We start from the raw sequence: 18,617 nt of genomic DNA on the forward strand, positions 1-18,617 counted from the left end.
ACACTCACAGGATAACGGGGGGCATGCCTGGGCATACCCCGATGAATGGGGAGTCGGCCGATAAGCCGGGTTCTGTCGTGGACAGTCATTCCTCTAGGCGCTGCGTTACCACAGCGCTCAAGCAACCTACCCGGACCCAGCGCGGGCCACGCCATTGGGTCCCTATTTGGTCTTGCTCCGAGTGGGGTTTACCTTGCCACGCACTGTTGCCAGGCGCGCGGTGCGCTCTTACCGCACCCTTTCACCCTTACCGGCCCCGAAGGGCTTAGGCGGTCTACTCTCTGCTGCACTTTCCGTCGGCTCACGCCGCCCAGGCGTTACCTGGCACTCTGCCCTATGGAGCCCGGACTTTCCTCCCCCAATACCTTTTGAGGGGTATCAGCGGCGACTGTCTGACCAACTCCGGCGGCAAGCATACCAGCGCCCAACGTTCGCCTCAATGCTCACCTTTCATGCCTTGCAAGCGGGCATACCAGGTTTGCTTACGACCGCCGAACAGACGGGCGGCCACACTTGCCGCCTGCTTGACACCAACCCCTTCTCCAAGCAACGTCTCAAGCAGGGTGTCAGCGTCAATCGCCTGCTGCTCACTTTGCGCTACCGGCGGCGCACCTGCGACGATCACCACAAACTCACCACGCGCCTGATTGGGGTCACTGGACAACTGCGCCAGTAACGACGCTGGTGTTCCATGAAGAAAGGTCTCGAAGGTTTTGGTCAACTCGCGAGCCAGGACGACCTCGCGGCCCTCCAGCTGTTCATGCAAGGCTTCCAGGGTATGCACGATACGATGCGGGGATTCGTAAAATACCAGCGTCTCCTCGCGCACCTTCCAGGCCTCCAGTGCTTGCCGTCTCGCGCCGGGTTTGGCCGGTAGAAACCCACCAAATACAAACCGATCCGTCGGCAAGCCAGCCGCAGACAAGGCGGCAATCAGTGCGCAGGGGCCAGGTATCGGCACGACATGACGATTGCGAGCGCGCAGCTCGCGTACCAACAAGAACCCCGGGTCGCTGATCAACGGCGTTCCGGCATCGCTGATCAAGGCAATATCCTCCCCCGCTTCAAGATAGCGATCCAGGCTATCGATCCGTCCCGCTTCGTTGTGTTCGTGCAACGATATCATTGGCTTATTCAAGCCCAGATGCGACAGCAGGCGGGCACTGTGGCGGGTATCCTCAGCGGCAACGCGCGCCACTTCACCCAGCAGGCGCACGGCACGGGCAGAAAGATCATCCAAATTCCCAATCGGCGTGGCGACCACGTACAATGTACCCGGCGGTGTATGTGTCATCGTGACTCCCAATTCGTCAATGGCTTGCCCCTCGGTACGCTATGCTTGTGCAATAGTCGCCAAATCGTTGACAAGCAGCGACGGCGCAAATGGAAACTAAGGAAGGATACATGAAACAGTCATTACGTGGCTTTCTTGCCGCTACGCTCATGGCGCTTTTGGTTGCGGGTTGCGCGACGCAGCCCCCCGGCGTCGTTGATCGAGTACCCGACGAGGATCCCGGCCGCCTGCTTAGCCAGGCGCAAGAACAGGCCCCGGGAGAAGCCGCCAGAACGCGCCTCGAGGCGGCCAACATCTTTGCCCGCCAGGGCCAACGCGAAGACGCCTTTGAAGCGGCTGGCGCCATTGACGAGCAAGCGCTATCTGAATCGGACCGGGTGCGCTGGGCACTGCTCTTTTCCGAACTGGCCCGCGCAGTCAATGAACCTGACAGCGTTTTGCGCGCCGCCCAGGTGCTTGATGAAGAGCTGCCGATGCAGGCCGACCAGCAGCGTACCCTTGAAGACCGACAGCGCTGGGCTCGCGAAGCGCTCGACAGACCCGACCCCGAACGCTTTACACTGCCTGAACTGGAAGGCGAAACGATCAATCGTATCCTCGTGGCGCTTCCCGAATCCGGCGCGCTCAGCAGCGTCGCCGAGACCATCGCCTCCGCCATGCGTCGCCATCACGATATCAAGGGCGACAACGTGCAGCTGAGCTTCCTGGATGCTTCTCGGTACTCGCTCAACGAGCTTTATGACCGCGCCCAGCAGATGAACACACAGGTGATGATTGGACCGTTGGACAAGGAACAGGTCTCTCAGCTTGAACAGCGCGACAGCGTCCCCGTGCCGACATTGGCGCTCAACTACGGTAGCGGCGAGCGCAATCAAGCCAGGCGGCTTTTCCAATACGGTCTCTCGGCTGAAGACGAAGCGCGTCAAGCCGCACGCCGCGCCTGGCAGGATGGCCATCGCCAGATGGCGCTTATGGTACCCGATAACAACTGGGGGCAGCGTGTCGGTGAAGCCTTCTGGAACGAGTGGCATCGTCAGGGAGGCGAGATCAGCAACGCCGTGCGCTATAACCCAGACAACCCGGTGTCTGATGCGGTAAAGACGGCTTTGAACGTTCGCGGTGAGCGCGCCCAACTGAATGAAATTGATGCCCTTTTCCTGCTCGCGCTACCTGACTATGCGCGCCAGGTGCCGCCCACCATGGATTACTATTACGCGCCCGACCTTCCCCTCTATGCGACTTCCCACCTTCACGAAGGGCGGGGCCAGACGCGCCTAGATCAGGACCTCAATGACGTCATGTTCATGGACATCCCCTGGCAAATTCCCGATGCCGCCGTGGGTGGTGAAGAAGTGCTGCCTTTCTACGACAGCTACCAACGGCTAAGAGAAGAGCCCGACGCCTCGATGTTCCGCCTAATGGCCATGGGTGTCGATGCCTATGAGATTGCCACACGACTTTCTGATTTTTCTGCACTGGAGGGTTTCGATGGCAGCACAGGCAAGCTGTTTCTCACCGCCGACGGCAGGATTTATCGTGAGCTGCCCTGGGCCAAGTTCCAGAACGGAATCCCAGCGCCGATTTTAATTCCCGGTTTGATGAGCAGTGAAGAAGACAACAACGAACGCAATGACGACTAGCTCGAAGACGGCGCGAGCGCGCGGGCAAGCCATTGAACAGTTTGCGGCTCAATGGCTGGAGCAGCAGGGGTTGCGTTTAATCGCCAGCAATCACCATGTTAAAGGCGGCGAGCTTGACCTGATCATGCAAGATGCGGATATTCTGGTCTTCGTAGAGGTCAAACATCGCAAATCGAGCCGCTACGGGCATCCGCTCGAGTCCGTAACCGCTCAAAAGCAGCAGCGGCTTATCCGGGCCGCACGCCTTTATTTGGCCTCGAAACGCTGCCCATCAGCGTGTCGTTTTGATGTTATCGCCATGACCGGCACACCCCCTCAGATGGAAGTCGAGTGGGTAAAAGCCGCTTTTGACGCCTTTTGAATTGACAACCAGGAAGCCCTAATGGACTTTCAATCACGCATACTGGACCATTTCAACGCCAGCATTGATACCAAAACCTACGCCAGCGAAGTACTGCCGCCTTTTATCGAGGTCGCCAGTCAGATGATGGTGCAATGCCTGGTAAGCGAAGGCAAAATTCTCGCCTGCGGAAACGGCGGCAGCGCGGGGGATAGCCAGCATTTTTCGTCGGAGCTGCTTAACCGCTTTGAGCGCGAGCGGCCGAGCTTACCGGCGCTGGCGTTAACCACGGATACCTCCACGCTAACCTCGATCGCCAATGACTACACGTATAACGAGGTATTCTCCAAGCAAATCAGAGCGCTAGGCCAGCCAGGTGACATACTTCTGGCCATTTCAACCAGCGGCAACTCGGCTAATATTGTGCAGGCCATACAAGCCGCTCACGACCGGGACATGACGGTCGTGGCGTTAACCGGTCGAGATGGCGGTGACATGGCATCGCTACTGGGTCAGGACGACTGCGAAATCCGCGTACCTGCCACCTCCACGGCCCGCATTCAGGAAGTGCACTTGTTGGTCATCCACTGCCTTTGCGACTTGATCGATGAGCAACTCTTCGGCGGCTAAACCGGCCCTGTCGATAATGAAAAGGAACCTATCAATGACTCCAAAACTCTCAGCCTCGCGTTTTTCTCGCTTGCTAATGGCGGCCACCCTGGGGGCCAGCATGCTGCTGGCAGGCTGCGCGGCCAATACCGCTGTCGATGCTTCAAATTACGGCCAACGCGGCGAAGACGTGGCTGCCATTGATGAAACAATCGAACGAGAAGTCGGGCGTGCGCTGGATCGCGCTGATGGACGGCTGGGTGACGCTCGCATTCGCCCCCGTAGCTTTAATGGCGTCGTTCTGCTGGTGGGCCAAGTACCCAGCGAAGAACTCCGCGAGCTAGCCGAAAACGTCACTGCCAACCTGCGTGGCGTCAATGACGTCCACAACGAGCTGACGGTGTCAGCCCGCTTACCCAGCACCCAACGCTTGACGGACACCTGGTTAACCAGCAACGTTATCGCTCAGTTGGCGACCAATGACCGCATTGACTCTTCAAAACTCAAGGTCACGACCGAAAATGCCAGCGTTTACATCATGGGCATGGTATCGCGTGAAGAAGCGGATCGCATCGTCAACTCGGCCTCCAACGTGGCAGGTGTTCAACGGATTGTGAAGGTCTTCGAGTATATCGACTGAACCGACACCCAAAGCATTAAAAAGCCTCGCTGTTTTGAACAGCGAGGCTTTTTTTATCCAGGGACACTTCTTTATCCAGGGACACTTCTTTATTCAGGGATACTTCCGAAGAACACTACTGGGTTACTTCACCACCCGCAGCGATGGTTTTTTCTTGCTGGACTTGTCCTTTGGGTCGCTGTCTGCGTCCGATGTTTTCGTCGGCGCCTCCCCGGATGCCGAATCCGTTTCGCCGCTGGATTCCGTCGCAGCCAACGTTGGCTTGCTGGGCGAAGACGCTTCATCAGCCGCTTCTTCTTCACCCTCGAGCGGGGTTAATTCCGGCTCGTGGCCGAATACCATACCAGCGCCGTTTTCCCGGGCATAAATTGCGACGAGTGCCGGTGTTGGAATCATTACCTGCATGGGCTGCCCGCCAAAGCGCGCATTAAAACCAATGGCCTGGTTCTCCATAAACAGGTCACGAACGGCTGTAGGCGCAACATTGAGTACGATTTGGCCGTTTTGAACAAATTGACGCGGCACTTCTACACCGGGCTGCGTGGCATCCACGACCAGATGCGGCGTGAGTTCGTTGTCCAGCAACCACTCGTAAAGCGCTCGGGCAATATAAGGACGGCTCGATTTCATCTCGTCTCGCTCCTACCAGAGAGAAGGCCCCGCCAGGCGAGGCCTGAGTGGGTTCAGGCACGCATCTCTTTTTCGCGCTCATTCAACGCGGCTTTAAATGCGTCTCGCTCAAACACCCGCGACATATAGCTCAAGAGCGGCTTTACCTGTTTTTCCGGCAGCTCAATGTTCAGTGCCGGCAAACGCCATAGGATCGGCGCTAGACAGCAGTCCACCAAGGTGAACTCGTCACTCATGAAATACGGCATGTCTTCAAAAATAGGCGAAATACCGACCAGACTCTCGCGCAGTTCTTTTCGCGCTTTCTCCGCTTCTTTTTTCCCACCGCTGTTGATTTGCTCGACCAGCGGGCACCACTCGCGCTCGATGCGATGCATCCAGAGGCGGCTCTGCGCACGCGCCACAGGATAGACAGGCAAGAGTGGCGGATGCGGAAAACGCTCATCCAGATATTCCATCATGACCTTCGACTCGTAAAGCACCAGATCACGGTCCAGCAGCGTAGGCACACTGTTGTACGGATTCAAGTCGGCGAGCTCATCAGGGACATTCTCGTCGGAGACATCGACGACGTCGACAGCCACCCCCTTCTCAGCCAGTACAATGCGGACACGATGACTGAAATGATCATCATTACCTGAATAAAAAATCATCGACGACCGTTTGGCCACAACTCCCATGAAACCATCCTCGCAACGAATCAATCTTGAATAATAACACGTCCCCCCCACCCTTGGGGAAGGCAACGATGTTAAAGCTAACACGCAAAGGGCGCGCGACTCGGCCGCACGCCCTTAATTGCCCTGCATCAGCACCTTCAGTGAATATCGCGCCAGTACTCACGCTTGAGAAGATAGGCAATAACGCCAAAGACAAACAAAAAGAGGAGCACCTTCGGCGCTAACGCCTGGGCCTGAAGCTTCGAGGGCTCGCCCACATAGGCAAGAAAATTTGTGAGGTCATAAACTGCCTCTTCAAACGCCTCTGGCGAGAGCTCACCCTGGCGGGTAACTTCCAATCGATCACAGTCAGCCTCGCTGTCAGAGGCGCCCTCTGATGCCTCTGCCTCAGGGCATACCTTTTCCTGTACCCCCTGAAGCGGCTCCAGCACATTGGGCATGGCGACCAGCTCGAACACCGTATTATTGACCCCGGTGGGACGGCTGGGGTCTTGATAAAAACTGAGCAGGTAGGAGTACAGCCAATCAGTGCCGTGCAGCCTGGCTGACAGCGTCAGGTCAGGAGGCGGCGCACCAAACCAGGTCTCACCGTCTTCCTCGCTCATGGAGGTTTGCATTTGATCGTTGAACGCCATTTCGGAGGAAAAGATGACATTGTCCTCAATAATGTCCCGTGGGATATCCAAATCCTCGGCAGCGCGGGAAAAACGCTGATACTCAAGCGAGTGACAGCCCATACAATAGTTAACGTAAAGCTTCATGCCATTTTGCAACGACGCCTGATCCCGGAGATCAGGCTCCATGGAATGCGGGGCATCTGCGCCACCGGCAGCCATGGTGGTCATTGGCACCAGCATAGCGATTAGCGCGATCAGTTGTTTTTTCATTAGCCAGTCACCCTTTCCGGAACGGGTTTTGTTCTTTCCAACCGCGTATAGATCGGCATCAACAGGAAATAAGCGAAATAGATTGCCGTGCAGACCTGAGCCAATAGAGTTCGTCCCTCTGTTGAAGGCATCACACCCAGGACCCCCAGCGTCACAAAGCTAGCCGCAAACAGCGCTAACATCAGCTTGGATATCCAGCCTTTATAGCGGATCGAACGCACGGGGCTGCGATCCAGCCATGGCAGTACGAACATCACGGCAATGGCCGCCCCCATGCACATCACCCCCAGGAACTTCGCTTCCAGGCCGAAAATCGAGAAGGTAATGGCACGCAAAATCGCGTAAAACGGTGTGAAATACCATACGGGCGCAATATGATCGGGGGTTTGTAACGGATTGGCCGGCTCAAAGTTGGGCGTTTCGATAAAATACCCGCCCCCTTCCGGGAAGTAGAACACCACAATACAGAACACAAACAGGAAAACAGCTACCCCCACCAGATCCTTGACCGTGTAATAAGGATGAAAAGGGATACCGTCCCGCGGCTTACCGGCTTCATCCTTTTTCTGCTTGATATCGATACCGTCGGGATTGTTGGAGCCCACCTCGTGGAGCGCCACAATATGCAGCACCACCAACGCGAGAATCACAATCGGCAAGGCCACCACATGCAAGGCAAAAAAGCGATTCAGCGTGATGCCTGAAATCAGATAATCGCCCCGCACCCACTGCGCCAGATCCGGCCCAATAAAGGGAATGGCCGAGAACAGTGAAATAATCACCTGCGCGCCCCAGTAAGACATTTGCCCCCAGGGCAGCAGATACCCCATGAACGCCTCGGCCATCAGGGTCAAATAAATCGCCATGCCGAAAATCCAAACCAGCTCCCGGGGTGCTTTGTAAGAGCCATACAGCAATCCCCGAAACATATGCAGATAGATGACCACAAAGAAGGCTGATGCCCCTGTGGTGTGCATATAGCGGATCAGCCAGCCCCACTCCACATCGCGCATGATGTATTCAATGGAGTCAAAGGCGCCTTCCGCACTGGGGTTGAAGCTCATGGTGAGCCAGATGCCGGTCAGAATCTGATTGACGAGAACCAACAGCGCGAGGGAGCCGAAAAAATACCAGAAATTAAAATTCTTCGGCGCGTAGTAGTGCGACAGATGGTCCTGAAAGAGTTGCGTTGCCGGAAAGCGGGCATCAACCCAGCGCATCAGGCCACGGGGAGCCCTGGTTTTATTCGAGTTACCCATCAGGCCGTCTCCTCATCTTCACCGACAACAATGATGTTATCGTTCTCGAAACGATAGGGGGGCACTTCCAGATTGGTCGGCGCCGGCACATTGCTGAATACGCGTCCTGCCAAATCAAACCGTGAGCCATGGCAGGGACAGAAGAACCCGCCGGGCCAGTCGTCGACGCCAACGCCCGTTGCATCCGGCTCGGGACGGTAAACTGGCGAACACCCAAGGTGCGTGCAGATTCCGATCAGAACACCGATTTCCGGGCGGATGGAGCGCATTTGGCCGGTGCTATATGCAGGCTGAAGAGACGCTTGAGAGTCCGGATCGGCAAGACGGCCAGCAGTAAAGGATTCCGTGCGCTCGATCATCTCGGGCGTTCGGTTGATAATCCAGACGGGGCGTCCTCTCCATTCGACCGTCATACGCTGACCCGGCGCCAGCTTCGAAATATCGGCCTTGACAGGCGCCCCCGCCGCCCTGGCTCTTGCACTCGGCTGCCAAGCCGACACGAACGGGATTGCCACCCCAACCACTCCGACTGCGCCGACAACCGTCGTCGCGCCGACAAGGAAGCGCCGCCGCCCCTTGTTAACGCCGTTATTTGCCATATCCGGCCCCCACTTTTCCCTCACGCAGTGCTTACACCTCGCAAGGATGACTGTTGTTATTTAATGTCTATGTATAAAGTAGTTTACTCAGCACAGTTCGCCAGGCTCGCGTAATCAACGCGGGTGTTTGTTATAGCAAAAAAAAGCCCAGACCAATGAATGGTCTGGGCTTTTTCCACAGTGTTTGAGCGTCGGTTAACGCTTGGAGAACTGCGGACGACGACGTGCTTTACGCAGGCCGACCTTCTTACGCTCTACCTGACGTGCATCGCGCGTCACATAACCCGCGGCGCGCAGTGCAGGACGCAGGTCTTCGTTGTAATTCATCAGCGCACGGGTAATACCGTGGCGAATCGCGCCGGCTTGTGCTGAACCACCGCCGCCTTCAACCGTGACGTAGACGTCGAACTGGTTGAGGGTTTCGGTCAGTTCCAGCGGCTGGCGAACAACCATACGACCGGTTACACGACCGAAGTAGTTGTCGAGCTCACGGTTGTTGACGGTAATTTTGCCGGAACCCGGCTTCATAAAGACGCGGGCGGTGGAAGTCTTGCGGCGCCCGGTACCGTAATACTGCTGTGTCATGGCGGAGATTTCCTCAGATGTTCAGTTCAAGCGGCTGTTGGGCAGCATGCGGATGCTCGGCACCAGCGTACACTTTAAGCTTGGTGTACATGGCGCGGCCAAGCGGGCCTTTGGGCAGCATGCCTTTCACGGCAGACTCGATAACACGCTCGGGCGCATGGTCGATCATTTTATCGAACGTCATGGAGCGTAGACCGCCCGGGTAACCGGTATGGCGGTAATAGGTCTTGGCCTTTGCCTTGTTGCCGGTCACTTGGACTTTTTCAGCGTTGATCACCACGATGTAATCGCCGGTATCAACGTGAGGGGTAAATTCGGGCTTATGCTTACCGCGCAAGCGGCGCGCAATTTCGGTAGCCAGACGGCCTAGCGTCTTGTCCGTTGCGTCGACAACGTACCAATCGCGCTGGACGGACTGCGGCTTAGCACTGAACGTCTTCATGGATGAAATCACCAGTTAAAATGTGTTGGGTACGACACACCGCTATGCGGCGCTGCACCATCCCTATTTTTTTTGGTTGCAGGTTTTAAACCCACAACATGTAGCGAGGCGGCATTCTACAGCAAGCCATCCGCCAAGTTAAGCCTTTCTGAGTAATCACCGGCACTTTTCCGGATTTCTCTTTTTATGCGGTCGGGGTTTATACACCAGGCAGTATACGACCAAGTTTTATGCGGCTAGGGCTTATGCGGCAGTGCCAAATAATCATGGGACTGCATTTCCTGTAGCCGAGAGAGCGTTCGCTGGTATTCAAACGTCAGTTTGCCATCGCGATAGAGCGATTCCACCGGCACTTCTGCCGACATCAACACCTTGACGCCCCGGTCATAGAACTCATCCACCATGTTGATGAAGCGCCTTGCCTGATCGTCGTCAGCACCCCGCATGGCCGGGACATTAGAAACGATAATCGTGTGAAATTCCCGCGCCAGTTCAATATAGTCGTTTTGACTGCGCGGGCCATCGCAAAGCTCAGCAAATTCAAACCAGGCGATGTCGTCGTGAAGTCGGCGTGTCGTCAACACACGCTGATTAATCTCAAGCGGGGCACCTTCCTCTCCAGCATGCCCGGCGATTTCCCGGAAACTGCGCGCCAGCTCTCTTTCAGCGGCATCGTCCAGCGGCGAGTGAAAAATTTCTGCACGCTCCAGGGCGCGCAGACGATAATCGACACCCGAGTCGACATTCACCACCTGGCAGTGGCGATTGAGCAAATCGATAGCGGGCAGGAACCGCGCGCGCTGAAGACCATCTTTATACAGATCGTCAGGCACGATATTCGACGTTGCCACGAGGACGACACCTCTCTCGAAGAGGGCCTCGAGCAGATTCGCCAGTATCATGGCGTCGGTAATGTCCTTGACGAAGAACTCATCAAAGCAAATCACCCGCGCTTCACTGGCGAACTTGCTCGCCACCAATGTCAGCGGGTTCTTTTCCCCTTTGTAATGAGTAAGTTCGTTATGCACACGCTGCATGAAGCGATGGAAGTGGGTGCGCATTTTATCGGCAAACGGCAGCGATTCGTAGAAAGTATCTACCAGATACGTCTTGCCGCGACCCACACCTCCCCAGAAATAAAGCCCCTGGACGCTCGGCGTCACAGGCTCTTGTTGTGTAGACGATTTTTTGCCTACCAACCCCGCCATCCTGGCTTTCAGCCCCTTATTGGCCAGGACCGCTTTCGGCACCGTCGTCGGGGTTGACAGCAATGCATCGTACAAACGCTGCAGATGTGCCACTGCCGCTTCCTGGGCCGGGTCGTACTCAAACCCCTCTCGCTTAAGATCTGCACGATAACGCCCCATCGGCGTCGCCGCATTCGGCGTTGGCTCACCACCGTCCGACGTTGCCCTCATCGTTTACCTCTCCCGTTATTTCCGCCAGGGGTTACTGGAAACCACCACACAACATGAATAAAGGCAACAAGTATACGTGGTTAGGCTTACCAACGCATGAGCATTGACCCAACCATCATCAAGGCGCCTATAATAGCAATCGACTGTTTCATGCGCTGTGCCATCGGCAGCGAAGGTACCAAGGGAGATAAATGTGGAAAGCGAGCCATTAACCTATGCAGCCATAGGCCTTGTGATCGGCTTGATAATCGGCGCAGGATGCTACCGGTTACTGAGCAAAAGCCAGCGTCAGCTTGCTTCACTTCGCCAGACTCTATTGGAGCGTGAACACCAAGTTGCGTCACTCAAGAATGGCGTCAGCCATCAACTATCCAGTGTGCATGAGTCGCTTGCAACAATCCGGCAGGAAGCTGACGAACTGGAAAAGAAGCTGCAGGACGACGCTGGTCATTGGCAGCTAGACCAGCTAACCCATCGCCCTGCCGAGTTGACCGACCTTCGCCCGGTGACCGGGCCAACAGATACCTTGGGCGCCCCCGCAACGCCCCGCGACTATGCCGATGGTCAGAACGGCACGCTCTCCGAACATTTCGGCCTCAAAGATAAAGACGCTCGCGACGAAGCGGCAACACCGCCACGCTACTGAGCCTTCTTATCAGTGGAGGAGTTCGCTCTCGGCAGTATTGCCGAGGGCGAAAGGGATCAAGCAGGATTATCAATATCCACGAAGCGATGCATCACACCGTACTCATCGGCCAACCACTCCCCTAATGCCTGAACGCCGTACCGTTCGGTAGCATGATGCCCCGCCGCCAGGTAATGAATCCCCATCTCCCTGGCAAGATGCGTCGTTCGCTCTGAAATTTCTCCGGAAACAAACGCCTGCGCCCCCCCTTCAAAAGCGGCACTGATCATGTCCTGCGCCCCCCCCGTGCACCAGGCGATACGCTCTATGTCACCCACACCCGGCGCTTCAATCAGCAGTGGCTCTCGCTGCAGGGTCTGGCTTATTTGCTCGGCAAGCGCTGTCGCGCTCAATGGTTTGGCAACGCGCCCTGACCAAAGCAGCCCCTCACCCAGCTCGCCATCCAGACAACCTTCGACTTTCCATCCGAGCCGCCTGCCCAGTTCAGCGTTGTTGCCCATCTCGCTGTGCGCATCCAAGGGTAAATGATAGGCCAGCAGGTTTATCCCGTGGTTCAGCAGGGTCTTGATTCGCTTTTGCTTCATCCCCGTAATGGCAACCGGTTCGTTCTTCCAGAAATAGCCATGGTGAACAATCAGCATATCGGCTTGCCAGCGCACTGCTTCATCAAGCAGGGACTGGCAGGCCGTCACCCCGGTCATGACACGCGCTACTCGATCACGGCCTGCCACCTGAAGACCGTTAATCGTAAAGTCCTTAAACTGTGAAGCGCGAAGCTGATGGTCGCAGGCTGCTACTAAACTATCGCGTTGAATCACCGTTGCTCCTAAGTATCTGCTGGCATCAATGAGAGACACACCCATAAAATGTTATCCTATACGGGATAACGGCTAGTGTAAGACTGACGGCCCGTCAGCGCTAATATCCACTTCTCGACGATCGCCAAAGGACCCCTCGATGAAACGCTTTGTGCTGCCTTACATATGGCCCATCATTACAGGCTTCTTGCTGGCAGCTGTCATCATGTTTGCGTTTCCTGAGCGCTTCCCGCTGCCCTTTCAGGCGCCGCCATCCCAGGCCGAAGCCCCCCTTTCTCTGGTCTCCACGGCAGACCAGGAGACCGACCCGGACCGACCGGCACCTGAAGTTCGGCAAGCGCCCCCCCTGAACCGCAACCAGGGCCCTGCCAGCTACGCCAATGCAGTCAATCAGGCGGCGCCTGCTGTGGTCAACATCTACTCGTCACGCATCATCGAACGCGACGAACACCCACTGATGTCAGACCCCTTCTTCCAGCAGTTTTTTAACGGCGACGACGCCACGACCCATCAACGCATGCTGTCGAGTCTGGGCTCCGGCGTCATCGTAAGTGACGAAGGCTATGTGCTCACCAATCATCATGTCATCAACGGTGCCGACGAAATTCAGGTGGCACTGCGCGATGGCCGCGAAGTGCTCGCCGAGGTAATTGGGACTGACCCGGAAAGCGACCTCGCCGTGCTTAAGATCGGTCTGGGAAACCTGCCTGTCATTGAGCTGAGCAATTCAACGGATGTTGCCGTCGGCGATGTCGCCCTGGCTATCGGCAATCCCTTTGGCGTCGGCCAGACGGTGACGATGGGGATTATCAGCGCCACCGGTCGCAGCCACCTGGGCCTGAACGCCTACGAAGATTTCATTCAGACCGATGCGGCCATTAACCCCGGAAATTCTGGAGGGGCGTTAGTCAACCCGGAAGGCGCCCTGGTGGGCATTAATACGGCCATCTTTTCGCGTTCAGGGGGCTCTCAGGGTATCGGATTTGCCATTCCTGCCAACCTTGCCCATAGCATCCTGGACGAACTGGTGACCCAGGGCCGGGTCATCCGTGGCTGGCTGGGCATTGAGGCGCAGGCACTATCTCGCGAGCTTGCCGCCTCTTTCGGCCTGCGCACGCCTCAAGGGGTGATTGTCGCAGGCGTCGTGAACGGAGGGCCAGCAGAGAAGGCCGGCCTGTTGCCAGGCGATGTCCTGCTATCCGTCGATGGTCAACCTATCCTGGATGCGCGCGCCACCATGAGCGATATTGCCTCGATCAAGCCGGGCACTGCACTGCCGCTGACGATTGTCCGCGACGGCGAACGCATGGAAATGACGCTGGATGTGGGTGAACGCCCCATTCCCTCGACACTCCCACGGCCCGATGGAACACGCCGAAGTGGCAAAAATGGCCGTAATGAAGGCGACCCAAACCAGCCCTGATGAGCTGGCCCTGGGCCGCCGCCTTTCTTCGTCAACCTATCAGGCAGATTTGATACGATACTCAGCAGACCGTGCGTGGGCGGTCAACGATTCGCCCCGCGCCAGTACCGAGGCGACCTCTCCCAGCGCTGACGCGCCCTCGGCTGAACAGTGAATCAGCGACGAACGCTTTTGGAAATCGTAGACACCCAGCGGTGATGAGAAGCGCGCAGTGCCGGAAGTGGGAAGCACATGGTTCGGCCCTGCGCAGTAATCACCCAGCGCCTCTGCGGTATAACGCCCCATGAAGATGGCTCCCGCATGACGAATACCCGCCAGCCAGGTATCGGGCGTTGCCACTGAAAGCTCAAGGTGCTCGGGGGCCACCCGGTTGATCAGCGTGACGGCTTCCTGGGCATCGCGGCAGTGAACCAGCGCGCCGCGTCGACGCAATGACGCACGGACGATATCGGCCCGCTCCAGGGTCGGAAGCAGACGCTCTATCGCGGCTTCTACATCCGCCAGATGCTGAGCATCCCAGCTCACCAGGATAGCTTGAGCATCTTCATCGTGCTCCGCCTGGGAAAACAGGTCCATCGCCAGCCAATCAGGATCGGTCAATCCATCCGACACCACCATGATTTCAGAGGGGCCGGCAATCATGTCGATACCCACCTGACCAAACACGGCCCGCTTGGCCGTGGCCACATAGATATTGCCCGGTCCAACGATCTTATCCACCCTGGGGACGCTTTCCGTTCCATAGGCCAGGGCGCCAATGGCCTGGGCACCGCCGATGGTAAACACCTGGTTCACACCGGCCACGTGCGCTGCCGCCAGCACCAGATCGTTGAGCACGCCATCGGGAGTGGGGACCACCATGATGATCTCTTGCACCCCCGCCACATGGGCAGGAATCGCATTCATCAGCACCGATGAGGGATAGGCGGCCTTGCCGCCAGGCACGTAAATTCCCGCGCGGTCGATAGCCGTTACCTGCTGGCCAAGCACCGTGCCGTCAGGTTCTTCATATTGCCAGGAGGTCGGCTTCTGACGCTCGTGATAACACCGGATTCGCTCAGCTGCACTCGCCAGGGCATCGCGCTGCTGAGCAGGCAGCGACTCAAAGGCGTGGCGTAATTGCTCGGCCGTCAGGCGAAGCTCATCCATATGAGTAACCGAGACGCGATCAAAGCGATTGGTGGCTTCGATGACTGCCGCATCGCCATGACGCTTGACGTTGGTGAGAATCTCATTGACGCGCGTCTGAACGGCACTATCTGACACGCCTTCCCAGTCCAGCAACGCATCCAGTTGTCCGGCAAACGACTCATCGGCAGTATTGAGTCGTGCTATCGTCGCGGTAGCGTTATCGTTCATGGCAACCTCACTTAGTCGGCGGGCGATATCGTCTTACGGTCGGCAATGGCGCGCTCCAGGCGAGCCAGCAATGGCTTGATACGCGCGTGCTTCATCGTCATGGCGGCCTTGTTGGCCACTAGGCGCGTGCTGATCGGGGCAATCAGCTCACGCGGTTCCATGCCATTGGCGCGCAGGGTATTACCGGTGTCGACGATATCGACAATTTCGTCGGCCAGGTTCATCAACGGCGCCAGTTCCATGGCGCCATAAAGCTTGATCACCTCCGCCTGGATACCTTGTTCGGCGTAGTAACGCCGGGCGATATTGACGAACTTCGTTGCCACCCGGCGACGCGCCAGCTTCGGCGACTCACCGGTAACGCCAGCCGTCATCAGCTTGCAACGTGCAATATCGAGATCGAGCGGCTCATAAAGCCCTTCGGCACCGTGCTCTAAAAGAACATCCTTGCCGGCGACCCCCAGGTCGGCGGCCCCAAGCTGAACGTAAGTCGGTACGTCCACTGCTCTGATCACGACGAATTTGACGTCGGGCAGGTTAGTATCGAACAGCAGCTTACGGCTTTTATTTAAATCCTCAGTAGGCGTGATGCCCGCATCGGCTAGCAGCGGCAGCGTCTCTTCCAGAATACGGCCCTTTGAGAGGGCTAAAATCAGTTGCTTACTCATTTTGGATGCCAATGGTGTTGGAGGCCAGGCTCAGCCAGGGATACGGCGGATACGCGCACCCAGCAGCTGCAGTTTTTCCTCGATGCATTCATAGCCACGGTCGATATGATAAATGCGGTCGACCAGGGTTTCACCCTCCGCCATCATGGCGGCAATCACCAACGAGGCAGATGCGCGCAGGTCCGTCGCCATCACCGGCGCTCCCGAGAGCTTTTCAACACCGTTAATCAAGGCAGCATTGCCCTCCAGAACGATATCAGCGCCCATGCGGTTTAACTCCTGAACGTGCATGAAGCGATTTTCAAAAATCGTTTCAACCACTCTCGACGACCCTTCCGCCACAGCATTCATGGCGACAAACTGGGCTTGCATATCGGTGGGAAAGGCCGGGTACGGCGCAGTGCGGATATTGACCGCACGCGGGCGCTTACCGTGCATATCCAGGGCAATCCAGTCGTCGCCGGTAGAAATCTCGGCACCCGCCTCTTCGAGCTTGGCGAGCACTGCTTCAAGGATGTCTGCACGGGTGCGTTTGACCTTCACACGACCGCCGGTCATGGCGGCCGCCACCAGAAAGGTCCCTGTCTCGATGCGATCGGGCATGACATCGTGATGGCAGCCGCTGAGTGTCTCCACCCCTTCGATGGTAATGGTATCGCTGCCGTGACCGCTGATCCGCGCGCCCATCTTGATCAGGCATTCTGCCAGGTCGACGACTTCAGGCTCACGGGCGGCGTTTTCAAGCACGGTGACACCATCCGCCAGCGTGGCAGCCATCAACAGGTTCTCGGTACCGGTAACCGTCACGGTATCGAAATAAATCGTCGCCCCTTTCAGGCGACCCTCCACCCGCGCACGAATGTAACCCGCTTCGACGCGAATCTCGGCACCCATGGCTTCGAGCCCCCGAATGTGCAGATCCACCGGGCGCGAACCGATCGCGCACCCCCCAGGCAAGGACACATCAGCCTGGCCGAAATGTGCCAGCAAAGGCCCCAGCACCAGAACAGAGGCGCGCATTTTCTTTACCAGCTCATAGGGCGCATGGCAGTGGGTGACCTGAGAGCCGTCCAGCTGGATGGTGAGGTTATCCCCCATTACCGGCTCGACCCCCATACGGCCCAGCAGTTCCAGGGTGGTGGTGATGTCCTGCAGGTGGGGCAAATTACCGATCACCACAGGGCCTTTGGATAACAGGCTAGCGCAGAGGATGGGCAAGGCCGCGTTTTTGGCACCGCTGACCCAGACTTCGCCGTCGACCGACCCGTTACCGGTAATAATGAGCTTATCCATGCAATAACCGTTACTGCGCGTTTTCAGCGGCGGTTTGCCACTGCGCCGGGGTATAGGTTTTGATGCTGATCGCGTGCAGGGCTCCCGAAGCAATCTCGTCGCTCAAGGCGGAATACACCAACTGCTGGCGCTTCACGGGCGACAAACCTTCAAAGGCATCGCCCACTGCAATCACCTGAAAATTACAGCCTTCTCCCTGGATATGGAACTCACATCCATCGACACGCGATTCGAGCAGGGCTTTCACCTCTTGGGGTTGCATAGGTCAGAAACTCCTTAAAGGACATTGGTAAAGGGCTGGATGGACATCAAGAGGATGACATCATAAAGAAAAGCCGAGGCTTTGGCGACGCCCAGGGATCAGTCGGCAGACTGTTCGTCCGGCGCCTGGATCAGTGCGTCCAACTCGGCAAGCTCGGCAAGCCGCTGGAGCGGCGCTGAAAGGGCAATAGACGTCACCCTGATACGATATTCATGGCAGGTGCGCAGCCACTGGAGCAAGACACTCAAGGCGACGTTGCGCGGTGTTACCACCTTGCTGAAATCAAACGCGACTGTCTTGGGCTGCTGACTGGACAGCCAGCGCGAGCCCTCTGCGGCAAGCGCTGCCGCAGAGGCAATATCCACATCCCCCTGTACGCTCAGACCATCCCCCTGCTGGCGCAGCGATACATCGCGATCGGCAAAAATCACCGTCACGCATCGCCCCCTTCTTCAAGCTCATCGACGCCCACATCCGGCGACCAACCATTGATCACCGCATCGTAATCCCGGTTATTGTCACGCATTGCCTGGTCAAACTGGTTACGAAAAGTCAGCCCCAGATTGATACCGTTCACGATCACGTTGACGACCCGCCACTCACCGTCAGACAGCCGCAGACTGTAGTTGACGGGGTATACATCACCATTAGTAGCAATCACTTCCATGGCCACGCTGGCACGGTCTTCTTCACGCTGGGGGCGCTGGTCATCCAGAACGCGAATGTCATCGTAGTCAAAAGTCACCAGCCCGCGCGTATACGTATCGATAAGCGTTTGACGGAAAACGTCAACAAAACGGCTGCGCTGCTCCGGCGACGCATTGCGGAAGTAACTTCCCATCACGCTGGCACCGATGTAGCGAAAATCAGCCACTTGTTCCAGACTGTCCTCGACTTCCCGTTTCAGCTCATCGATATTTGCCTGGTAATACGCTTCCCGGCCTTCAAGCTGGGCCATGAATTCGTTGATGTTGTTGCGAATCATCTCTTCGGGCGGCTCGGGTTGAGCGCTTGCCGAGAGCGGCACCATCGCGGCAAGCAGTGCGACAGCAAAGGTGAACACCAACATTAGCGGCCATTTATTTACAGACATCCTGTTATCCTCCTGTTGACGGCGAATAGGCC

General features: G+C 57.0%; 22 protein-coding genes and 1 other RNA gene. 6 read left to right on the top strand and 17 right to left on the bottom strand.

The genetic code is table 11. From position 1 onward, the window contains the following. Positions 1–45 precede the first annotated feature (45 nt). Both rnpB and rsmI read right to left on the bottom strand, forming a co-directional pair. An RNA gene (rnpB, locus tag BMX75_RS03455) (RNase P RNA component class A) lies at positions 46–404 on the bottom strand. A gap of 32 nt (positions 405–436) precedes the next feature. Then, entirely contained in the window at positions 437–1,294 is an 858-nt protein-coding gene (rsmI, locus tag BMX75_RS03460; RefSeq protein WP_092825306.1) for a 16S rRNA (cytidine(1402)-2'-O)-methyltransferase, read from the bottom strand. Between the two features lie 110 nt (positions 1,295–1,404). Between rsmI and BMX75_RS03465 the strand changes: the two genes are divergently transcribed. Genes BMX75_RS03465 through BMX75_RS03480 form a run of 4 tightly spaced genes read left to right on the top strand, consistent with a single transcriptional unit; the run spans position 1,405 to position 4,523 of the window. After that, positions 1,405–2,934, top strand: a complete 1,530-nt coding sequence (locus tag BMX75_RS03465; RefSeq protein WP_092825308.1) for a penicillin-binding protein activator — start codon at positions 1,405–1,407, stop codon at positions 2,932–2,934. Further along, a complete protein-coding gene (locus BMX75_RS03470) occupies positions 2,924–3,295 on the top strand; it encodes a YraN family protein (RefSeq protein WP_092825310.1) in 372 nt (123 codons plus the stop codon). The genes BMX75_RS03465 and BMX75_RS03470 overlap by 11 nt, the downstream gene beginning before the upstream one ends. Positions 3,296–3,316: 21 nt before the next feature. Then, entirely contained in the window at positions 3,317–3,904 is a 588-nt protein-coding gene (locus BMX75_RS03475; RefSeq protein ID WP_092825312.1) for a phosphoheptose isomerase, read from the top strand. 34 nt (positions 3,905–3,938) lie between these two features. Continuing rightward, positions 3,939–4,523 carry a BON domain-containing protein gene (locus BMX75_RS03480; protein WP_245748333.1) on the top strand — a complete coding sequence of 195 codons (585 nt, stop codon included), beginning with the start codon at positions 3,939–3,941 and terminating at the stop codon, positions 4,521–4,523. 123 nt (positions 4,524–4,646) lie between these two features. On the opposite strand, the gene BMX75_RS03485 is transcribed toward BMX75_RS03480, so the two are convergent. The 8 genes from BMX75_RS03485 to zapE form a co-directional block, all read right to left on the bottom strand. Further along, positions 4,647–5,153, bottom strand: coding sequence for a ClpXP protease specificity-enhancing factor (locus tag BMX75_RS03485; protein WP_092825314.1), 507 nt, complete (start codon positions 5,151–5,153; stop codon positions 4,647–4,649). 53 nt (positions 5,154–5,206) lie between these two features. Continuing rightward, positions 5,207–5,833 carry a stringent starvation protein SspA gene (gene sspA, locus BMX75_RS03490; RefSeq protein ID WP_092825316.1) on the bottom strand — a complete coding sequence of 209 codons (627 nt, stop codon included), beginning with the start codon at positions 5,831–5,833 and terminating at the stop codon, positions 5,207–5,209. Positions 5,834–5,970: 137 nt separating this feature from the next. Next, positions 5,971–6,720, bottom strand: a complete 750-nt coding sequence (locus BMX75_RS03495) for a cytochrome c1 (protein ID WP_092825318.1) — start codon at positions 6,718–6,720, stop codon at positions 5,971–5,973. Further along, positions 6,720–7,979 (bottom strand): cytochrome b, encoded by a 1,260-nt coding sequence (locus BMX75_RS03500; protein ID WP_092825320.1) that lies wholly within the window; start codon positions 7,977–7,979, stop codon positions 6,720–6,722. The genes BMX75_RS03495 and BMX75_RS03500 overlap by 1 nt, the downstream gene beginning before the upstream one ends. After that, positions 7,979–8,578, bottom strand: a complete 600-nt coding sequence (gene petA / locus BMX75_RS03505) for a ubiquinol-cytochrome c reductase iron-sulfur subunit (protein WP_092825322.1) — start codon at positions 8,576–8,578, stop codon at positions 7,979–7,981. Before petA ends, BMX75_RS03500 begins: the two co-directional genes overlap by 1 nt. Before the next feature lie 195 nt (positions 8,579–8,773). After that, positions 8,774–9,163, bottom strand: a complete 390-nt coding sequence (gene rpsI, locus BMX75_RS03510) for a 30S ribosomal protein S9 (RefSeq protein WP_066321105.1) — start codon at positions 9,161–9,163, stop codon at positions 8,774–8,776. Between the two features lie 13 nt (positions 9,164–9,176). Continuing rightward, positions 9,177–9,605 carry a 50S ribosomal protein L13 gene (rplM, locus tag BMX75_RS03515; RefSeq protein WP_066321107.1) on the bottom strand — a complete coding sequence of 143 codons (429 nt, stop codon included), beginning with the start codon at positions 9,603–9,605 and terminating at the stop codon, positions 9,177–9,179. 236 nt (positions 9,606–9,841) lie between these two features. After that, a complete protein-coding gene (gene zapE, locus BMX75_RS03520) occupies positions 9,842–11,023 on the bottom strand; it encodes a cell division protein ZapE (protein WP_092825324.1) in 1,182 nt (393 codons plus the stop codon). A gap of 193 nt (positions 11,024–11,216) precedes the next feature. On the opposite strand from zapE, the gene BMX75_RS03525 reads away from it, so the two are divergent. After that, positions 11,217–11,669, top strand: a complete 453-nt coding sequence (locus tag BMX75_RS03525; RefSeq protein WP_175474689.1) for a Z-ring associated ZapG family protein — start codon at positions 11,217–11,219, stop codon at positions 11,667–11,669. A 56-nt stretch (positions 11,670–11,725) separates the two neighbouring features. Here the strand turns inward: BMX75_RS03525 and BMX75_RS03530 are convergent, their stop codons facing one another. Next, positions 11,726–12,487 carry a Nif3-like dinuclear metal center hexameric protein gene (locus BMX75_RS03530; protein WP_092825328.1) on the bottom strand — a complete coding sequence of 254 codons (762 nt, stop codon included), beginning with the start codon at positions 12,485–12,487 and terminating at the stop codon, positions 11,726–11,728. Between the two features lie 139 nt (positions 12,488–12,626). Here BMX75_RS03530 and BMX75_RS03535 point away from each other — a divergent pair, with 139 nt between their 5' ends. Then, positions 12,627–13,910, top strand: coding sequence for a Do family serine endopeptidase (locus tag BMX75_RS03535; RefSeq protein WP_092825330.1), 1,284 nt, complete (start codon positions 12,627–12,629; stop codon positions 13,908–13,910). 39 nt (positions 13,911–13,949) lie between these two features. On the opposite strand, the gene hisD is transcribed toward BMX75_RS03535, so the two are convergent. From hisD to BMX75_RS03565, 6 genes are all read right to left on the bottom strand, one after another. Beyond that, a complete protein-coding gene (gene hisD, locus BMX75_RS03540; RefSeq protein WP_092825332.1) occupies positions 13,950–15,269 on the bottom strand; it encodes a histidinol dehydrogenase in 1,320 nt (439 codons plus the stop codon). Positions 15,270–15,280: 11 nt separating this feature from the next. Beyond that, positions 15,281–15,937 carry an ATP phosphoribosyltransferase gene (gene hisG, locus BMX75_RS03545; protein WP_092825334.1) on the bottom strand — a complete coding sequence of 219 codons (657 nt, stop codon included), beginning with the start codon at positions 15,935–15,937 and terminating at the stop codon, positions 15,281–15,283. A 30-nt stretch (positions 15,938–15,967) separates the two neighbouring features. After that, positions 15,968–17,230 carry a UDP-N-acetylglucosamine 1-carboxyvinyltransferase gene (murA, locus tag BMX75_RS03550; protein WP_092825336.1) on the bottom strand — a complete coding sequence of 421 codons (1,263 nt, stop codon included), beginning with the start codon at positions 17,228–17,230 and terminating at the stop codon, positions 15,968–15,970. A gap of 10 nt (positions 17,231–17,240) precedes the next feature. Continuing rightward, positions 17,241–17,492 carry a BolA family protein gene (locus BMX75_RS03555; RefSeq protein ID WP_066321120.1) on the bottom strand — a complete coding sequence of 84 codons (252 nt, stop codon included), beginning with the start codon at positions 17,490–17,492 and terminating at the stop codon, positions 17,241–17,243. Positions 17,493–17,590: 98 nt separating this feature from the next. Next, a complete protein-coding gene (locus BMX75_RS03560; RefSeq protein WP_092825338.1) occupies positions 17,591–17,929 on the bottom strand; it encodes an STAS domain-containing protein in 339 nt (112 codons plus the stop codon). Beyond that, positions 17,926–18,561, bottom strand: coding sequence for an MlaC/ttg2D family ABC transporter substrate-binding protein (locus BMX75_RS03565; RefSeq protein WP_422822054.1), 636 nt, complete (start codon positions 18,559–18,561; stop codon positions 17,926–17,928). The genes BMX75_RS03560 and BMX75_RS03565 overlap by 4 nt, the downstream gene beginning before the upstream one ends. Positions 18,562–18,617 lie beyond the last annotated feature (56 nt).

Source organism: Vreelandella subterranea (assembly GCF_900111305.1).
GTDB lineage: Bacteria > Pseudomonadota > Gammaproteobacteria > Pseudomonadales > Halomonadaceae > Vreelandella > Vreelandella subterranea.

Bases quoted from the DNA above. Each gene is read 5' to 3' on its own strand.
- rsmI (WP_092825306.1), bottom strand. From the start codon at position 1,294: ATGACACATACACCGCCGGGTACATTGTACGTGGTCGCCACGCCGATT.
- BMX75_RS03465 (WP_092825308.1), top strand. From the start codon at position 1,405: ATGAAACAGTCATTACGTGGCTTTCTTGCCGCTACGCTCATGGCGCTT.
- BMX75_RS03470 (WP_092825310.1), top strand. From the start codon at position 2,924: ATGACGACTAGCTCGAAGACGGCGCGAGCGCGCGGGCAAGCCATTGAA.
- BMX75_RS03475 (WP_092825312.1), top strand. From the start codon at position 3,317: ATGGACTTTCAATCACGCATACTGGACCATTTCAACGCCAGCATTGAT.
- BMX75_RS03480 (WP_245748333.1), top strand. From the start codon at position 3,939: ATGACTCCAAAACTCTCAGCCTCGCGTTTTTCTCGCTTGCTAATGGCG.
- BMX75_RS03485 (WP_092825314.1), bottom strand. From the start codon at position 5,153: ATGAAATCGAGCCGTCCTTATATTGCCCGAGCGCTTTACGAGTGGTTG.
- sspA (WP_092825316.1), bottom strand. From the start codon at position 5,833: ATGGGAGTTGTGGCCAAACGGTCGTCGATGATTTTTTATTCAGGTAAT.
- BMX75_RS03495 (WP_092825318.1), bottom strand. From the start codon at position 6,720: ATGAAAAAACAACTGATCGCGCTAATCGCTATGCTGGTGCCAATGACC.
- BMX75_RS03500 (WP_092825320.1), bottom strand. From the start codon at position 7,979: ATGGGTAACTCGAATAAAACCAGGGCTCCCCGTGGCCTGATGCGCTGG.
- petA (WP_092825322.1), bottom strand. From the start codon at position 8,578: ATGGCAAATAACGGCGTTAACAAGGGGCGGCGGCGCTTCCTTGTCGGC.
- rpsI (WP_066321105.1), bottom strand. From the start codon at position 9,163: ATGACACAGCAGTATTACGGTACCGGGCGCCGCAAGACTTCCACCGCC.
- rplM (WP_066321107.1), bottom strand. From the start codon at position 9,605: ATGAAGACGTTCAGTGCTAAGCCGCAGTCCGTCCAGCGCGATTGGTAC.
- zapE (WP_092825324.1), bottom strand. From the start codon at position 11,023: ATGAGGGCAACGTCGGACGGTGGTGAGCCAACGCCGAATGCGGCGACG.
- BMX75_RS03535 (WP_092825330.1), top strand. From the start codon at position 12,627: ATGAAACGCTTTGTGCTGCCTTACATATGGCCCATCATTACAGGCTTC.
- hisD (WP_092825332.1), bottom strand. From the start codon at position 15,269: ATGAACGATAACGCTACCGCGACGATAGCACGACTCAATACTGCCGAT.
- hisG (WP_092825334.1), bottom strand. From the start codon at position 15,937: ATGAGTAAGCAACTGATTTTAGCCCTCTCAAAGGGCCGTATTCTGGAA.
- murA (WP_092825336.1), bottom strand. From the start codon at position 17,230: ATGGATAAGCTCATTATTACCGGTAACGGGTCGGTCGACGGCGAAGTC.
- BMX75_RS03555 (WP_066321120.1), bottom strand. From the start codon at position 17,492: ATGCAACCCCAAGAGGTGAAAGCCCTGCTCGAATCGCGTGTCGATGGA.
- BMX75_RS03565 (WP_422822054.1), bottom strand. From the start codon at position 18,561: ATGTTGGTGTTCACCTTTGCTGTCGCACTGCTTGCCGCGATGGTGCCG.